Source organism: Carnobacterium inhibens subsp. inhibens DSM 13024, assembly GCF_000746825.1.
GTDB lineage: Bacteria > Bacillota > Bacilli > Lactobacillales > Carnobacteriaceae > Carnobacterium_B > Carnobacterium_B inhibens.
Genome location: NZ_JQIV01000006.1, coordinates 2,435,685 through 2,452,634, shown reverse-complemented (window position 1 = coordinate 2,452,634; position 16,950 = coordinate 2,435,685). Strand labels below are relative to the sequence as shown.

General features: G+C 32.7%; 14 protein-coding genes. 4 read left to right on the top strand and 10 right to left on the bottom strand.

Annotated features, from left to right (window positions below):
* Positions 1-13: 13 nt before the first annotated feature.
* The 5 genes from trmB to BR65_RS12810 form a co-directional block, all read right to left on the bottom strand.
* Complete coding sequence (trmB, locus tag BR65_RS12830; RefSeq protein ID WP_034538488.1) at positions 14-664, bottom strand: tRNA (guanosine(46)-N7)-methyltransferase TrmB; 651 nt, start codon at positions 662-664, stop codon at positions 14-16.
* 119 nt (positions 665-783) lie between these two features.
* On the bottom strand, positions 784-1,584 hold the full coding sequence (locus tag BR65_RS12825) for a phosphotransferase family protein (RefSeq protein WP_023177265.1): 801 nt from the start codon (positions 1,582-1,584) through the stop codon (positions 784-786).
* A 451-nt stretch (positions 1,585-2,035) separates the two neighbouring features.
* Complete coding sequence (gene dat, locus BR65_RS12820) at positions 2,036-2,896, bottom strand: D-amino-acid transaminase (protein ID WP_023177264.1); 861 nt, start codon at positions 2,894-2,896, stop codon at positions 2,036-2,038.
* Positions 2,897-3,001: 105 nt separating this feature from the next.
* On the bottom strand, positions 3,002-4,228 hold the full coding sequence (locus tag BR65_RS12815; RefSeq protein ID WP_034538487.1) for an ABC transporter permease: 1,227 nt from the start codon (positions 4,226-4,228) through the stop codon (positions 3,002-3,004).
* On the bottom strand, positions 4,225-4,962 hold the full coding sequence (locus tag BR65_RS12810; protein WP_023177260.1) for an ABC transporter ATP-binding protein: 738 nt from the start codon (positions 4,960-4,962) through the stop codon (positions 4,225-4,227). The genes BR65_RS12815 and BR65_RS12810 overlap by 4 nt, the downstream gene beginning before the upstream one ends.
* 200 nt (positions 4,963-5,162) lie before the next feature.
* On the opposite strand from BR65_RS12810, the gene BR65_RS12805 reads away from it, so the two are divergent.
* The 3 genes from BR65_RS12805 to BR65_RS12795 all read left to right on the top strand — a co-directional run bounded on the left by BR65_RS12805 (position 5,163) and on the right by BR65_RS12795 (position 7,277).
* Positions 5,163-5,594, top strand: a complete 432-nt coding sequence (locus tag BR65_RS12805) for an HIT family protein (RefSeq protein WP_023177259.1) — start codon at positions 5,163-5,165, stop codon at positions 5,592-5,594.
* Complete coding sequence (locus tag BR65_RS12800; RefSeq protein ID WP_023177257.1) at positions 5,594-5,941, top strand: YtxH domain-containing protein; 348 nt, start codon at positions 5,594-5,596, stop codon at positions 5,939-5,941. Before BR65_RS12805 ends, BR65_RS12800 begins: the two co-directional genes overlap by 1 nt.
* Before the next feature lie 292 nt (positions 5,942-6,233).
* Positions 6,234-7,277, top strand: a complete 1,044-nt coding sequence (locus tag BR65_RS12795; RefSeq protein ID WP_034538486.1) for a peptidylprolyl isomerase — start codon at positions 6,234-6,236, stop codon at positions 7,275-7,277.
* A 55-nt stretch (positions 7,278-7,332) separates the two neighbouring features.
* Here the strand turns inward: BR65_RS12795 and BR65_RS12790 are convergent, their stop codons facing one another.
* The 5 genes from BR65_RS12790 to BR65_RS12770 form a co-directional block, all read right to left on the bottom strand.
* Positions 7,333-8,304: a 3'-5' exoribonuclease YhaM family protein gene (locus BR65_RS12790; protein WP_023177254.1), complete on the bottom strand. Its 972-nt coding sequence runs from the start codon at positions 8,302-8,304 to the stop codon at positions 7,333-7,335.
* 34 nt (positions 8,305-8,338) lie between these two features.
* Complete coding sequence (locus BR65_RS12785; protein ID WP_244877176.1) at positions 8,339-11,185, bottom strand: ATP-binding protein; 2,847 nt, start codon at positions 11,183-11,185, stop codon at positions 8,339-8,341.
* Complete coding sequence (locus tag BR65_RS12780; RefSeq protein ID WP_034538483.1) at positions 11,166-12,410, bottom strand: metallophosphoesterase family protein; 1,245 nt, start codon at positions 12,408-12,410, stop codon at positions 11,166-11,168. The genes BR65_RS12785 and BR65_RS12780 overlap by 20 nt, the downstream gene beginning before the upstream one ends.
* Before the next feature lie 118 nt (positions 12,411-12,528).
* On the bottom strand, positions 12,529-12,873 hold the full coding sequence (locus BR65_RS12775) for a YlbF/YmcA family competence regulator (protein ID WP_034538482.1): 345 nt from the start codon (positions 12,871-12,873) through the stop codon (positions 12,529-12,531).
* 113 nt (positions 12,874-12,986) lie between these two features.
* On the bottom strand, positions 12,987-15,119 hold the full coding sequence (locus BR65_RS12770) for a PBP1A family penicillin-binding protein (protein ID WP_023177247.1): 2,133 nt from the start codon (positions 15,117-15,119) through the stop codon (positions 12,987-12,989).
* Between the two features lie 485 nt (positions 15,120-15,604).
* Here BR65_RS12770 and BR65_RS12765 point away from each other — a divergent pair, with 485 nt between their 5' ends.
* Positions 15,605-16,942 carry a hemolysin family protein gene (locus tag BR65_RS12765; protein WP_023177245.1) on the top strand — a complete coding sequence of 446 codons (1,338 nt, stop codon included), beginning with the start codon at positions 15,605-15,607 and terminating at the stop codon, positions 16,940-16,942.
* Positions 16,943-16,950 lie beyond the last annotated feature (8 nt).

The window sequence follows — 16,950 nt, the reverse complement described above, 5'->3', positions numbered from 1 at the left end:
TTAAAGCTTTTTTTTATTTTTTTCGTTTTGGAAATTTAGCAACTACTCGATAAATGCGACTACCACGTGAAGAAAATTTCTCTTCATACTCTGTCATTACATTCCCTTCAAAATCACTTTCATGTAAATTTAGCCAAACTTGTTCAAGTGTCATTCCGTATTTTGAAAAACTTGATAATGAATATTCGAACAATCCTTGGTTATCTGTTTTAAAATGAATTTCTCCTTCAGGGACAAGCACTTTCTCATAACTTTCTAAAAAGCTCTTATAAGTCAATCGTCTTTTTTCGTGACGTTTTTTTGGCCATGGATCAGAGAAATTCAAGTATACTTGATCAACTTCTCCTTCTGCAAAATATTGCGTAATTGATCCTCCATTAACATGAAGTAATTGTAGATTAGGTAAATTTTCTTCTATCAACCTATCTAAAGCTACAACAATAACGCTCATTTGAAGTTCAATGCCAATATAATTGATTTCCGGATGTAATTTTGCCATTTCAGTAATAAAACGACCTTTACCTGTACCCACCTCAATCTGAATTGGATGATCATTGCCAAATCTTTCTTGCCATTTCCCAACCCAGTTATCAGGTTGTTCTGGTATATAATGAGGATATTCAGCAATTTTTTGTGGTGCATTTGGTTTATTTCTTAAACGCATATTATGATTCTCCATTCTATTTGTTTGTCTAATATCTTTCATGGGTTTACATAGAAAAATCCTCTTCAAAAACAGGAAGAGGATTTTTCTATTTGTTAACACTTAATAACTAAATTTAATCATTTATTAGAAAAATAATTTTGACCTTGGTAAAGACTTTGTAATATAAGTATGTCTTTATTCATTTCATGGAAGCGAGTTTCTTTATGGTGTTGCTTTGTTTGAATTAAATAATTCATTAAAGCATACCACATGATCCGACTTTTTAATTCTTCCGTTAGTTCTGCATCATAATGTTCTAACCAATCCACCCAGTTTTCTTTCGAAACATATTGGCATAACAACATGCTCAGATCCATCGCTGGATCACATAGCATTGCAGAATCCCAATCCACTAGATAAAGACGGTTTTCGTCTGATAAAAGCCAATTTTTTCGATAAATATCTCCATGGCAAACTTTTGTATCAACTTTGCTCATTACTGCTGATTCAGTTTTTAGTGTTTTTATTATAAGTGATAGTAAAGGATGATTTTGTAAATCCAAAGACAACTTTTCTTCGTATTTTTGAATCAACTGATCCGGTGTAACAACTTCACCGCCAACACGAGCAAGCATGCTTCTTAAGGTTGCTGAATTGTGTATACGACTAATGAGTTTTGCTACTTTAGGCGAGGACATTTCTTCTTTCGTTAGTACTCTTCCATTTAACCACTCTTGAGCAGTCAGTACATCTCCATTACCAATACGCTTTGTCCACATCAGTCTTGGAGTGATTCCTTCAACAGATAGTGCAGCTAAAAAAGGTGAAGAATTTCGCTTCAAAAAAAGCTTTTCTTCTGCCCTTGTACCCATATACGCTTGACCAGTGTCACCACCAACGGGATGCAATTTCCATCCAGAATCTATTTCAAAATCCATACCCAATCATTCCTTGCTTTATATTCTGAAACATTTCCACACAGATACGAAAAGCAAAACGGGATCGTAAAGTCTTATTCGAAAAGCGACAAAGTTTAAACCCGTTAAACCAATAGCACTAAAACCTTTTTTTAGCTTACCCGCAAAGCCAGACAAAAAAAGGACAGATATCACAAAAGACATCTATCTTTCTGTTCCTTTTCTATTTTAGATAGAATTTCTTTCTACGTCAAGCGTATATACGTTCTTTTTCTACAAATCCGCTTACTTTATTTCTTCTCTCAAGTACTTCATTCATCTACAATTAATTAACTATCCTATATACATTGAAAATTTCTTTAAAAGTTATCCAACTAACCTCACTCGTACCACAACTATTTGCGAACAAGGCTTTATTGATCGTATAAAAAAGATTAGCCACATAAAAAACGGACTAATCTTCTGAATTTTCTTATCTAACTTTTCCACACTCGTTTTCTACAGCATCTACATATAATTGTTGAAGTTTTTTAACTACTGGGCCCCGCTGACCTGTTCCTACAGGATTTCCATCTATAGATGTTATCGGCATAGCTTCCATAGTTGTACTTGATGCGAATACTTCATCTGATTTTTTTAAATCTTCTAATGTAAAAGCTTCTTCTTTAACTGATAATCCTGCATTTTGAGCAACTCTTAATAAAACTAATTTAGTAATACCCGGTAAAACAAGATTGCCATCTGGATGAGTATAGATCGTATCGTTTTTTATCATCCATACGTTTGAAGATGAGCATTCCGTAACTATACCCTCTCGATGAAGAATTGCTTCATCTGCACCTTTTTTATGAGCCTCATGCTTAGCCATAATGTTACCAAGCAAACTAATAGATTTGATGTCGCATCTTAGCCAACGTAAATCAGGAACAATTAAAGCTGACATTCCTCGATCCATTTTTTCCTGATCACGCGCAACAATAGTAGTGGTAGCTGTAAAAACTGGTGATACTTCTTCTGGATCAGGATATGGGTGATTTCTTGGTATCCCAATGCCTCTTGTTACTTGCATATAGACATTTCCAGTATCAATATTATTTATTTTAATCAATTCACTTAACATTTCTTTTAGTTTCTCTTTAGTAAAAGGTAAACGCAATTCAATTTTTTCAGCACTAGAAAATAAACGATCTACGTGTTCATTTAAAGTAAAAAACTTACCATTATAAGCCCGGACAACATCATAAATCCCATCTGCAAACTGGTATCCTCTATCTTCCATATCAATTTTAACTTCACTGCGTTCAACGATTTCATCATTCCAAATTACTTTCATTTTCCCAACCTCTTTCTTGTAACGATAAGAATCAAATTTTTTCTATCATATCAAAAAAATACAACTTCTGCATTCTTAAATGACAACTATTTAAATTTTTTTCAATTATCGATGTATTTTAAGCATTTTATTTATTCGAATAGGCAAATACAATGAACAAAAACTTAAATCAAATACCCCAACAATCATGATCAACATACCAATCTCCATTAAAGACAAGTGTCTAATAGACACTAAAATAATCAATAAACCTTCAATAGCCATTAGTTTAAATAGAAGTCTCTTTAATGCCTGAACCTTATTTATCTGTTTTACAGGATACAATAGATTTAATGATAAATTATCAAAATGAAAATATAGCGGCAATAATTGAAAACCCGTTAAATACAAAAACACTATTATTAGGAAGATACTTAAAATAAAGGAATTTCCTAGACCACTAAGCAGCATGGCTATAATCGTTAAACGTACATATAATCCACTGTACTCTGTTCCTCTTAAAAATGCTCGGGCAAATAGGTAATAAAATACATTGTTCGTCTCTTTCTTAATGCTTTTCAAGAAAATATCTAAGTAAGCTCTTCTTTTGACTGCACCTTTTAAAGCTGGTATATCTGTAAATAAGTTAATAAATTTATATATAGTCTTCATTCGATTTGTCTCGTTATCAATCATTTTTTCCCATTGATAAGTTAACGAATCGTCTTTTCGACTCAACCAATTTTTATGGCAAATAGTTAGAATGACAGCTCCTAATAGTCCAATTATTGGGTTAACAAAAAGAGCAAGACTATTAATTAGTAGAAAAAAAATGAAGGAAAAAGCCTTTATTTTTCTCCATTCCTTTGCTTCTTTTATTTTCAAATTTGATACCTGATTAGTAAGTTCTAGTTCTTTTAGAATGACTAACGTAATAATAAAATAAAGGGTATCAGAAAAAGCAAAACCAGCTGAAGCAACGAGCAACGGCATCAATACTCCCACTGTTAATACAATAATAAAGACTGGCAATCCTAAACTGCGTCGTTTTGCTTGTTTAAAATAACCTTCCATTGCTTTTTCTTTTGGCAGCATAAATACAGCGTCAGCAGGTTGGATAAGCGTAGCTAGTTTTCCTATATTTAATACAACTGTAAAAACCACTACCCCTATCAACTTACTTTTCAAGTCATATCCAGCTATTGTTTTAAGATAATTTGAATATGCATACCCCATTGCTCCAACTAAAAACAAACAAACAATGACAAAATGATCATTAAAAATATACTTTAGGTACTTCATCATTCTTTTTTGATGGTGTCTAACTCGCTGCTTCCAAATTTCTGTCATCATTTACTATCCTCTTCTTTTGTTAGTTGAATATACATCTCATCTAAAGTTGCATTCGGCATATTGAATGTTGTACGTAAATCTTCCAATGTTCCTTCAGCTTTTACTGTACCTTCATGCAATAAAATAAATCCATCACATTGTCTTTCAGCAGTAGCTAATATATGAGTAGACATTAAAATAGAAGCACCTTGTTTTTTCATTTCTCCCATTAATTCTAATAAAGCATTAATGGCTAATGGATCTAAACCTAAAAAAGGTTCATCTATTATATATAAACTTGGCTCTACTAAGAATGCACAAAGAATCATAACTTTTTGTTTCATTCCTTTTGAAAAATTAGCTGGAAACCATTCTAATTTATTTTCAAGTCTGAACCTTTTTAATAATTTATCTGCACGTTCAAAAGCAATGTCTATGGGTATATCGTAAGCCATTGCTGTAATTTCAATATGTTCTTTTAAAGTAAGTTCTTCATATAAAACAGGCGTTTCAGGGATAAAGCCAAATTTTTTACGATACTGTTCTTTATCTTTCTTTAAAGTCAGACCATCTATACTGATTTCACCTTTTTGAGATTGCAACAGGCCGATGATATGCTTTATTGTGGTACTCTTTCCGGCACCATTTAAGCCGATCAAACCAATTAATTTTCCATCTCCTACTTCAAAGGATACATCTTTTAACACAGGGATTTGGCTATAGCCTCCTGTTACATGTGATACCGTTAAACTCATAATTATTTAGTCCCTTCTATACAAGCTAATGTAGTTATTGTACCATAAGAAAGCAAGAGAATCTTTTCCTTTTACATGTGTTACCGTTTCACTTTCTCGGTCTTTTATGATACATTTAGTAAATAAGAGAACCTATTTCTATATTCATTGCAACTTATATAGATATATAAAAATTTTGTTGTAGAAAGAAGGATACTAAAATGACAGACTGTATTTTTTGCAAAATAATCAATGATGAAATACCAAGTAGAAAAGTCTATGAAGATGATGATGTAGTGGCTTTTTTAGATCTTACTCAAGTCACACCTGGACATACTTTAGTCGTTCCTAAAACACATGTGGCAGATATTTTTGAATTAGATGAAACTTTAGCAGCTACTATTGGCAGTAAAATCCCAAAAATTGCACATGCCATCAAAAAATCAAATCCTGCAATCAAAGGAATGAACATTATAAATAATAACGGGACAATTGCTTATCAGTCTGTTTTTCATTCTCATATACATATCTTGCCACGTTATGATGAGCAAGATGATTTTTCTATTTATTTCGGCGATCATTCTGAAAGTTTTACGCCCGAAGAATTGGATAGCATAGCTTTAACAATAAAAAGTAAAATGGAGGAATACTAATGTCTAAACACTTTATGAATGGCCTAGCTTTAGGTGCTGTTGCTGGAGGAATCTATGGTTTACTTAAATCTCCACGTACGGGTAAAGAAAATAGAACTGTATTAAAAACTTATGTTGATGACACAACAGTTCTTGTTAATGATGTTTCAAAAAGTGTCAATGACTTAAAAGCTGCAATTTCACAGTTGACTAATGAGGGGAAAACATTAGCTGAAGAATTCACACAAGATGTGAAAGAATCGGTAGATGATTTTTCATATGAAGCTGAACCTCGCATGCGCCGTATTCAAGAACATACTGAAAAATTAACGACGGATATCGAAGGTGTAACAAAAAGTATGAAATAAATTAATTCGGTTGGATAATCAAAAAATAGGATTGGAACTTTAGGGTTTCAATCCTATTTTATTTGCCTAATAGAAAAATTGTAATGTTTAAAGAAATTGAAAAATGAACGATCTTACCTTTATACTTTTTTCGCAAATAGTTTAGTTTATGTTTTTTCTGTGATTTTTAATTGACTTTAACCTAAATATTGGGATTTTAGTTTTTTTTATCTAAATGAGTATGGTATATTTATATCTGTGATTACGAACTACTTATTTACAGCAAAATACAAGAAATGGATGTGTTAATGAAATGAAAAAATTATTACTAGCGACAGCGACTATCTTAGCAGGATTAACAATTGCGGGTTGCTCTGACAGTACTGTAGCCTCTTCAACCGCAGGAAAGATTACGGAAGATGAGTTTTATGAAGCAATGAAAGAAACTGTAGGAACAAGTATGCTTCAACAGTTGATCATTGAAGATGTTTTAACTGATTTGTATGGCGATAAAGTTACAGATGAAGTAGTAGACAAACAATATTCTACTGAAGAAGAAAACTACGGCGGAGCTGAAGCTTTTGAATACATCATGCTACAACAAGGTTATACAGCTGATAGCTATAAAGATACTATCCGTTTAAATCTTTTAATTGAAGCAGCTGTAAAAGATAAAACTGATTTTACTGATGAAGAAATTCAAGCAGCTTATGACGAATATGTTCCTGAAGTTACAGCAGCTCATATTCTTGTAGAAGATGAAGAAACGGCTAAAGATATTATTAATCAATTAAATGATGGTGCTGATTTTGCAGAACTTGCTAAAGAGTACTCAACAGACACTGCTACTGCTGAAAATGGCGGAGAAGTGACTTTCTCATCTGGTGAAATGGTCCCTGAATTTGAAGAAGCAGCATATGCTTTGAAAGACGGCGAAACGACTACTGAACCAGTTGCTACAGATTATGGTTTCCATGTTATTAAAATGATTGAAAAACCTGAAAAAGGTACTTTAGAAGAAGAAACTGATACAATTAAAGATCAATTAATCACAACTAAGTTAGCTGATAGTGCTTCTATTCAAGCAGTTATCTCAGGTATTATGAAAGATGCTAATATCATTATTGATGATAAAGACTTATCTACTGCAATGGATGCTTACCTAGGTACTGAAGAATCTACTACCGAAGAATCTGCTGTTGAAGAGTCTGCTGTTGATGAATCTGCTACTGACGAATCTGCTGTTGACGAATCTGCTACTGACGAATCTGCTGTTGACGAATCTGCTACTGACGAATCTGCTGTTGACGAATCTGCTGTTGACGAATCAGCTGTTGACGAATCTGCTGCTGAATAATTTCTTTAAACAAAAAAAAGGGTTGAGACGTTAATTTGTCTCAACTCTTTTTTTTCTACTTAATTTCATTTATTTTTTCTGAGGATTCACTAGGTTTGTAGAATGTTCGATTATCTAATCCAAAAATCCTTTCAGAGAACGTCCCAGGTTCAGTTCTGCTTAATGTAGTGTTTAGCATGTTGATTGTAGCATCAAAATTATCGATCATATACAATATTTCAGCTTCTCTTAGTTTTGGTCTAACAGGAGATCCATACTCAAGCTGCCCGTGGTGGGCCAACACCATATGTTTCAAAAGTAGAACGTCTTCACTTTTTTCATCTATTTTAAGAGAGATACAGGCTTTTGTAATTTCCTCATCTACTAAAACAATATGCCCCAAAAGATTTCCTTCTAAAGTATACTCTGTAGAGATCGAACCAGAAAGCTCAATAACTTTGCCTAAGTCATGCAAAATAACTCCAGAATAAAGTAAGGGCTTATTGATATCATCGTATTGATTTGCGATCGTTTTTGCAATTCTCAACATAGATATCGTATGAAAAGCTAGACCACCAGTAAAGGCATGATGAAATCGTTTTGCTGCTGGGTGTTGGAAAAATGGTTTTTGATAATGATTCAATAAATATCGTACAATACGGTTCATATTAGCATTTGTTATTTCAAATAGTGTATCGTTTATTTCTTCCATCATATCTTCTTTTTTTAGGGGCGCTCTTTCAACATATAAATCCGGATTATCTGGATCACCTAATTTTGTGACAGCAATTTTAAATAATTTGATTTGAGGATTTCCTTGATAAAGTTCTCTTTTCCCAGAAACTTTAACTACTTTCCCAGCAGTAAAAGCAGCAATATCTTCCTCTGAAGCATCCCAATACTTACCATCCATTTGACCACTTGTATCTTGAAATGTAAAAGCAATGAATTTTTTCCCATTCTTAGCCACACGAATATCTGCGGATTTAATCAGTAAATAAATTTCGAAGGTATCATCGTTACTGTACTCAAATAATTTCTTTTCCATTTGACTCCCTCTTTCTATTCAAAACTTTTCTTTATTATAACATTTCTATCTGCTCTTTTCTAAAAACCTCTGTTACAGATTCATCAAAAGTAAAATAGAATATTTGGATATCTTCACTAATTTGCTTCAATAGATGATACATCTCTTTTTTTCGCTGTTGATCAAAATTAACAAACCCATCATCTATTAGTAATGGTAGTTGAATTAGATCGTTAGCATTTTTTACAAATGAAAAACGTAAAGCTACATATAATTGTTCAGCAGTCGCTTGGGAAAGCTCTGAAGCTTCAAATAAAGTACCATCTTTGCGTTGAACAGTTATCGTCCCCTCTTTCAAAAAGACTTTTTGATAATTTTCTTTTGTTAAGATGCTAAAATAATGTGTTGTGTCTCGAATGGTAGCTGGGAATCGATCTTTTCGAGCTTCAGTCAATGTACGCTCAATAAGCTCAGCAGCGAGCTTATAAGTGGCCCACTCATCTACTAAAGTCTGCGTTTCACTTTTTAAGTTGGCATACTCTTGTAGTAATTCTGAGTACTCACCACCAACTTCTAGATTTTTCAAAGCTACTTCAATTTTTATTTTTTTATTTAACAAACTTTCAATTGTTTCTTTTAATTTTTGTAGTTTCGTCTTTATTCCTTGAATACTTTCTAGTAAAGCTGTTTTATCACGATACGTTTCAAGCATCTCACTGTATTCTCCAACTTGTTGTTCTAATAAGTTCAAACGAGCTTTTTTCGTAGATAATTCTTCGTCTAAAATATATTTTTTACGAAAATCTTCTTCCGATTTAACTTTAATCGAATGTAGTAGACGAATACGCTTTTGTTCAAATTCTTTTTGTTGCATAATCAATTGTTCAATGACTTGATGTGCTTCTTCTTGTTGTTTTATCAAGTCTTTTAATTTATCTTCATCAGCTGTGGCTTCCTTGTAGAACTGTTTGATCCCTTCAACTAGTTGTTCATTGTTACTCCAATCAACAAAAATAACCGGCTGTAAATATTTAGTGTCATTTTTCCATACTAAAATCTCGTTTTCTTTAATACTTAACGCTTCTTGCTTTTTATACATAGTAATTTCTTTTTCTCTTATTCCTTCAAAAATATCAGTCTCTTTTAACAAATCTTCTATCATATAATGTGATGGGTATCCATATTCTTGTTTTATTAACTGAAATTCTTGTTCAATATGGGCTTGTTGTAAATTAGCTTGTTCACTTTGATCATGTTTTTCGTTTAATTCAAAAATAACTTGATCAATTTCAGCAAGTTTCTCTCTCCACTGTTTTCGAATTTCAGTTTGTTGAATATACTCCTCAAATGAGTAAGCTGGCTCTTCATATTCCTCTATTCTTCTCTTAGAATCGCTTTTTTTAACCATTCTCCAACCACTATAAGCAATAAATCCTAAACCAGCAATAATAAAAAATAGACCTATTGTATTAGATAAGGAGAAACCGAGGATGAGTAGAATGAGAGAAACGATTATCTTAAAGACCATTCCTATTTTTGTTGAATTTGCCGTTTTATTTTCTACTTTAGTATACGCACGTTGACTTTCTTTGCTTTTTTCTAATTGATCTTCTACTTCTTGAAAAGTTTGATTATCCCACAGTCTTTTTTCTAACTTATCAAGTTGTTCACCTAAAGATTCTTGTTGAAAGTTTAAAAACGCTAAACGTTCATTTAGTTGTTGTACTTGTTGATCATTTTGTTTTTTCTGATCTTGCAGATCACTTAATTTTTTAAGAAGTTCCTCAGTCATAACTGATGGGATAGCTTGCTCATCATTAAGCCCTATTTTTTGTTTTTCACGTAAAAATTGATCGTGTATCGTTGAAAGTGCTTCTTTAATAAATACTGTCTCTTGGATTATAGCTTGGATATCGTCTAGATTTTCCATCAATTGATTGATTTCAGATCTATACTCAACAAAAACTTTTAATATTCTTGTTTCTTCTGATTTGTCGCTAAGGTAATTCAATTTTTCTTTTTGTTGTGTGATCGTTAATTTTAGTTGATTGATTTCTTGATTGTAATGATTTAGTTGGTACAATCCATCTTTTGGCAATTCAACTAGCTGCTCTTTTTTTAGCTGGTTTTGAATATCTTGCATTTCACTAAATAGTGCCCAATTAGCTTCTAATTGATTTAACTTGATCAGCTTATCTTCGTGATGCGTTCTTTGTTCTCGTAAACTCACTAATTCTTTTTCTAACTTTTCTTTCTCAATCTGCCAATCCATATACTGAGTGTTTTTTTCTTTTGCTAATTTCACTTGTTTTCTTTTATTTTCAACTTCAGCTATTTTTTTATTGATGACAGTCACTCGTCCATTTGGCTTAAACATTTTACTTGCTTCTGCTTGAAACTTGTCAGCAACTTTTAGTAACTGTTCATTTCCAATTGTTCCAACACTTAAAAAGTAACGATTTAACTTTTCGCGATTTAATTGTTGCACTTTTTGGAGACCTTCCAGGTCAAATGAAAATAAAGCTTGATAAGTGGCTTTATCAAGTCCTGATAAGATATTTTCAAGCCATTCTTCGCCGCCAGTATCTCCATTTTCTAATGTAACGGTTACTTTTCCATTCGCTTTTCCTCTTACACGTTCAATTTGAATATCTCCATACTGAGTTCCAGTTAAAAATAATCGTCCACCATATTGACTGCTACTTTTAGGTTCATATCTTAACTCTGAACTTATTTTAGAAGGAAATCCAAAGAGGATACTATGAATAAAAGACATAAGAGTTGTTTTTCCAGCTTCATTTTCACCATAAAATAACTGTAAATTAGTTATTTTATCTATTTTATGATCTATCCATTTGCCATAACCATATATTTCTATAGATTCAATTTTCAAAATTATCACTTCTTTCAAATCCAAGTTGGTTACGAACTAATTCTTTCGCATTTGTCATTATTTTTTTCCGATATCTTTCTTCGCGTGTTTCAATAATCTCTTCCATTCCAGGAAAATCAAAAAGAGGATTTGTTGTTTCATTAAATAAGAACTCTTTTTCTAATTCATTTTTTACTTTGATCCATTCATCCGGGAAAAGTTTTTGAATAGCTGGAACATGATTCTCAACAACTGATTCTAATTCTATTTTATGAACCCAAACAAAAGGATCTGCTTTTGGGATTTGTTGTAAGGCTTCTACTAACTCACCTTGTTTAATTTTTTTTATGACACCTTCAAGTAAACTTTCACTATCCGTTAAGCGAATAGAAAGAAACAGACTATAAGAATCATTTTTTTGTTCTGCAACGCTCTCTTTCACTGCTTTGTAAACCTCATCCAAATTCTTTTTATCTTTAACAGATAATTCAATTGTTTTCCATTGAATCGTCGCAGAAGGACAAAATTCAGAGACTATCCCAGATTCTGACATTTTTACCAATTCAAATCCTTTTTCTCCACTTTCTTTACTACTTCTTCCCTGAGTATTTCCAGGATAAACAATGGGAGGATTTGTCGCTAATTGCTGTCTTTTATGAATATGACCTAATGCCCAATAATCATATTTCTTACTTTTTAATTCTACTAATGAGAAAGGAGCATACTTTCCATGTTCTGAATCGATTCCCTCTGAAAATCCGTGTAATAAACCTAACTGATAGGTTGCGCGAGGATTTTTTTCAGGATAATCTACAATTTTTCTTTCCAATACCCATCTTTTATCATAACTAAATCCCGTAATTGCGATTTGTTCTCCTTCTTTTGTTGTAAGCCATTTTGTTTCTACCGTTTCATTAAACAAAAAAACATTTTGGGGCATATCAAGATGCAAGCCAGTATTCTCTATGTAGTCATGATTACCATGTAGTAGATAAACTGGTATATTCATACTATTTAAGCGCTCCATTTCATTTCGCAAATAAGCTTGAGCTTTGACACTACGTTCATCAGTATCATAGATATCGCCAACCAAACAAATAAAATCTACTTGATTAGTTATAGCACTATCGACAATCTTTGTTAAAGCGGAAAACGTCGATAAATAAATGGCATTCCAAATAAATTCTGGCAAAGATTTTAAGCCTATAAATGGGCTATCTAAATGTAAATCAGCTGCATGTATAAATTTAACCATTATAGTTCATTTGTCTCCTTCCTTCATATCTTTTAAGGGCACATACGTTCCTATAGTCTCAGAAAAAAAGAACTCACTACTCTTTTGCAATAGTGAGTTCTTTTTAGTACTCTATCTTTTATGCTTGATAAACATCTTGAACAGGTTTCATGATAATACGGTTTAAATCCTCAATCAATGTGCTTAAACGTTGTTCAGCTTCCATTAATCCTTTAATAACGTCATTTTCACCTGAAGTTTGAGCTAAGTTTTGAGCTTCAGCAATTTCTTCTTCAGTAATTTGTTCCCCAGACATTTGTTTTTGTTGTAATTTAATTTGAACTTCTTGGAAGTCATAGTACATTTTGCTAGCTACTTCATCTTTTTTCACTTCATTAAAAGCTGCTACTAATGTAGTGTATTCTTCACTGTCTCTTAATTCTTTTTCTAAAGTATTAGCTGTATCATAGATATTCGTACTCATAATAAACTTCACTCTCCAATTTGAATTATGTTCTCATCCTAATAACTATACCATTTCACACTTTTATTTTCCATTATTCTCATCTAAATCACTTAAAAAATTTATTGGATTACTCAATTGGTAAATTTATCAAGGAGATTTCCAAATTTATCTTTCAAAATATCTGATCCTTCTTTTACTTTTCCACCTATCGAATCAATTGTATCCTTGACATCTTGCTTCCAGTCATTCGATCCATCTTCGTTTTCTGCTTCTTCAGCTACGATTTTTTCAGCACTTTGTGTATTAAAAGCTGTAAGTTCAGTATAAGGTAAAATATTTTCCATTTGTTGTTTAAATAATGGTCCGACACCAGTAGAACTTCCCGTCGTCATATAGTGATTTTCATCAGTAGGGTCAAATCCCATCCAAGTTGCAATAACAATATCCGGCGTGTATCCGACTGTCCATTGGTCTGTAGTACCGCCCGAATCATTAAACGTTACTTCAGTACTCCCTGTCTTACCAGCTATTGTATACCCTGATGGATTATTATTCTGTGCTGTTCCATTAGTAAATACTCCCATCAGCATACTGGTCATCTGGTCCGCTACTTCTGGAGTTGTAATTTTAGTTTTTTTAGAATTAGTATTGTCAACAATAACCGCACCTGTAGCATCAACGATTTTAGTAATAAAGTGTCCTTCACTCATGACTCCTTCATTCGCAAAAGTTGTATAAGCACTTGCCATTTGGAGAGGAGAAACGCCTTTACTTAAGCCTCCTAATGCCAGTCCTAGATATTCGTCTCCTTCAGTACCCTCCACTAACGGAATACCAAATTCTTCAACTTTTTTAAATCCTTTATTTAAGCCAATTTCGTTTAACAACCATACTGCAGGAGCATTTTTACTTTCTGCTAATGCTTGGTACATAGGAACTTCACCTTCATATTGGTCGTCAACATTTTCAGGTGTGTATTTATCTTTACCATATGGCAAGGGTTCATCAACGAGCATGGAATCAATAGAGTAACCTTGTTCAAGAGCTGCTGTGTAGACAGCTAGGGGTTTTATAATAGAACCTGGTTGTCTAACCATTTGCGTCGCATAATTAAATCCTCTAAATGTATGTTCTTTTCGACCACCATAAATAGCAAATACGCCACCGGTCTCTGGATCTAAAGCTACCGATCCACTTTCCAAAAGAGTTCCATCTGCTGCATTTTGGAACAAATAATCATTTTCGTAAGTCACATCCATGGCACGTTGATAGTCTTGATTCAAAGAAGTATAAATTTTATAGCCTTTATTTAAAACAGCTTCTTCACTTAAATCATAGGTATACATGGCTTCATTTATTACAGCATCAAAATATGATGGGTATTGATAGCCCTCTTTTTCTGAATAAGCATCTACTAATGTTAATTCTTGAGCCTTTAGTTCATCCACTTCTTCTTGAGTAACTAGTTCATTTGTTGCCATTAGATCTAATACTACATTTCTTCGAGAGATAGCATTATCGTAATTATCAATCGGATTGTAATTACTTGGAGCTTTTAGCATACCTGCTATTGTAGCTGCCTCTGATAAAGTAACATCTGCTGCAGATTTCCCAAAATATTTTTGAGACGCATCCTCTACTCCCCATACACCATTTCCAAAATAAGAATTATTAAGATACATCTCAATAATCTCATCTTTTGTATACACTTTTTCAATCTCAATAGCTAAAAACAGTTCTTTTAGTTTTCGAATTACAGTTTGATCAAGCGTTAGATAGGCATTTTTGGCTAACTGTTGAGTAATGGTGCTCCCACCTCCAACAATATTCCCTCCATTAAGGATATATCCTACAGCAGCTCTTGCAATTCCAATAGGATCAAATCCTGAGTGTTTATAAAAACGTTTATCTTCAGTTGAAATAACAGCTTGTTCTATAGAATCTGATACTTCATCGATTGAGACAAATGTTCCTTTTTGAGAATACAATGTTCCTGCTTCTTCATTGTTGACATCATATATCGTTGTTGTTTGTTCTAAACCTGCTTTCAAGGTAGAGACATTTGCTGTTTTTGCTAAATACAATAAATAAACACTTGCTGCTAAAGCAATGGTTAAAACAGTCAAAAGAATAATTTTATTTATCTGGTATCTTTTCCAAACTCGTTGTCTTTTTTTATGAAACTTTATCAAATAGGGTTTTATCCACTCCCAAAAAATAAGCAGAGCTTTTTTTACCTTATCAAAAAAAGGAGATTCATTCATTTGCATTCATTCCTTAATCGTTTATTCTAAATCGAAGCTTATCATAATGAGTGTAGCAAAAAAATAACGAAGACACATCCTACTTAAGGAGGACATGTCAAAAAGATCAGTCATTTAAATGATACGTTTTACTTAGTTTTGTGTATTTTTTCTTTATCATTTTACCATATTGATGTAAAGTAAAGTTAAAGACTTTATTAAATAAGAAAGCTTATTTAATGTCTAATACGAATTTTTTAAAAAAAAGGATGAGGTGATACCTTGGGACAGAAAACAGAATATGGATATTAAACAATCAAAAAAATAGTTTCGTTCATACATCTATTTTTTTGATCATTGTTCATCTTGTATTTTATCCTTAATCTAAGGAATTTACTATTGATCATTGAGATACTCTTTATATGATAAACTATTATTTAATCGAATGACTATACATTATACCCCAAGGAGGTGAAGTCTACGTTAATTTAAACGTAGACAACCATTTGTCAATTACAACAGGAATCATTGCATTCTTTATTATCCTATTTATCGCAGCTTTATTCGTAATGTCTGAATTTGTACTAGTCCGTATTCGGCCATCAAGATTAGAGTACTTAATAGAAAACGGTGACAAACGAGCAATTCTTTTAAAAGAAATGACAAAAAAATTAGATACCTATCTATCTGCTACACAGTTAGGTGTGACGATTACTTCATTAGCCATTGGTTGGTTGGGCGATCCAACTTTTGGGCGTTTGTTTAATTTGCTGTTTTCATCTATTGCTATTCCATCTTCTGTTTCAACGATTGCTTCTATCATTTTGTCTTTTGTTATTTTAACCTCTCTTCAAGTAATCATTGGAGAACTGGTTCCTAAAAATATTGCAATCAATAAAACAGAACAAATTGGATTATTTATAGCGAAACCTCTTCAGATTTGGTTTCGAATAATGTATCCTTTAGTATTTGTACTGAATAGTGTAGCAAATGGGATATCACGTCGAATCGGTTTGAAAAATATCAGCGAACCCGAAGAAGGTGTATCAGAGGAAGAACTTCGTATTATCATGGGTGAAAGCTTAAAAAGTGGTGAGATCAATCGTGACGAATATCAATTTGTAGAAAATGTCTTTGCATTTGACGATCGAATGAGTCGTGAAATTATGGTACCTCGTACGGAAATGGTAACTGTCTCAACATCAATGACCTTAAGAGAGATTGCTCAATTGGTCAGTAAAGAACGCTATACCCGTTACCCTGTCATCAAAGATGGCGACAAAGATATTGTATTAGGAATTATCAATACAAAAGAAATTTTCGCTGTGTATGTCGATGCCGTTGAAGCAAAGTTATCTGAAACTTTCAGCTTTGCTGAGTACATTAGACCGATTATTTCTGTTATTGAAACCATTCCAATTAAAGAATTATTAGTTAAAATGCAAAAGGAACGTAACCAAATAGCTGTTCTTGTTGATGAATATGGTGGAACAAGCGGCATTATTTCAATGGAAGATATCGTAGAAGAAATTGTTGGGGATATTAGTGACGATTACGAAGTTGTCGGTGAACCTGAAATCAAAAAAATAGGCGATCATCATTATCGTTTGAGCGCTAGAATGCTGATTGACGATGTAAATGATATATTTGGACTCTCTATTGAAGAAGAAGACGTCGATACTATTGGTGGTTGGATGATGAACCAAAAGTACGATATTTCACTTGGTGAAGAGATCATCTTTAACAATCATACTTTTAAAGTTATTAAAACAGGCAATGGCACGCTTGAAGTGATTGATATTATCAAGAAAACTCCACAAGTTGCAATAAATGATATAGACTAATACACAAT

What these genes read in the sequence shown, in the direction of transcription:
- BR65_RS12795 (WP_034538486.1), top strand. Translation starts at nt 6,234, where the DNA reads ATGAAAAAATTATTACTAGCGACAGCGACTATCTTAGCAGGATTAACA.
- BR65_RS12805 (WP_023177259.1), top strand. Translation starts at nt 5,163, where the DNA reads ATGACAGACTGTATTTTTTGCAAAATAATCAATGATGAAATACCAAGT.
- BR65_RS12800 (WP_023177257.1), top strand. Translation starts at nt 5,594, where the DNA reads ATGTCTAAACACTTTATGAATGGCCTAGCTTTAGGTGCTGTTGCTGGA.
- trmB (WP_034538488.1), bottom strand. Translation starts at nt 664, where the DNA reads ATGCGTTTAAGAAATAAACCAAATGCACCACAAAAAATTGCTGAATAT.
- BR65_RS12780 (WP_034538483.1), bottom strand. Translation starts at nt 12,410, where the DNA reads ATGGTTAAATTTATACATGCAGCTGATTTACATTTAGATAGCCCATTT.
- BR65_RS12825 (WP_023177265.1), bottom strand. Translation starts at nt 1,584, where the DNA reads ATGGATTTTGAAATAGATTCTGGATGGAAATTGCATCCCGTTGGTGGT.
- BR65_RS12815 (WP_034538487.1), bottom strand. Translation starts at nt 4,228, where the DNA reads ATGATGACAGAAATTTGGAAGCAGCGAGTTAGACACCATCAAAAAAGA.
- BR65_RS12790 (WP_023177254.1), bottom strand. Translation starts at nt 8,304, where the DNA reads ATGGAAAAGAAATTATTTGAGTACAGTAACGATGATACCTTCGAAATT.
- BR65_RS12770 (WP_023177247.1), bottom strand. Translation starts at nt 15,119, where the DNA reads ATGAATGAATCTCCTTTTTTTGATAAGGTAAAAAAAGCTCTGCTTATT.
- dat (WP_023177264.1), bottom strand. Translation starts at nt 2,896, where the DNA reads ATGAAAGTAATTTGGAATGATGAAATCGTTGAACGCAGTGAAGTTAAA.
- BR65_RS12775 (WP_034538482.1), bottom strand. Translation starts at nt 12,873, where the DNA reads ATGAGTACGAATATCTATGATACAGCTAATACTTTAGAAAAAGAATTA.
- BR65_RS12810 (WP_023177260.1), bottom strand. Translation starts at nt 4,962, where the DNA reads ATGAGTTTAACGGTATCACATGTAACAGGAGGCTATAGCCAAATCCCT.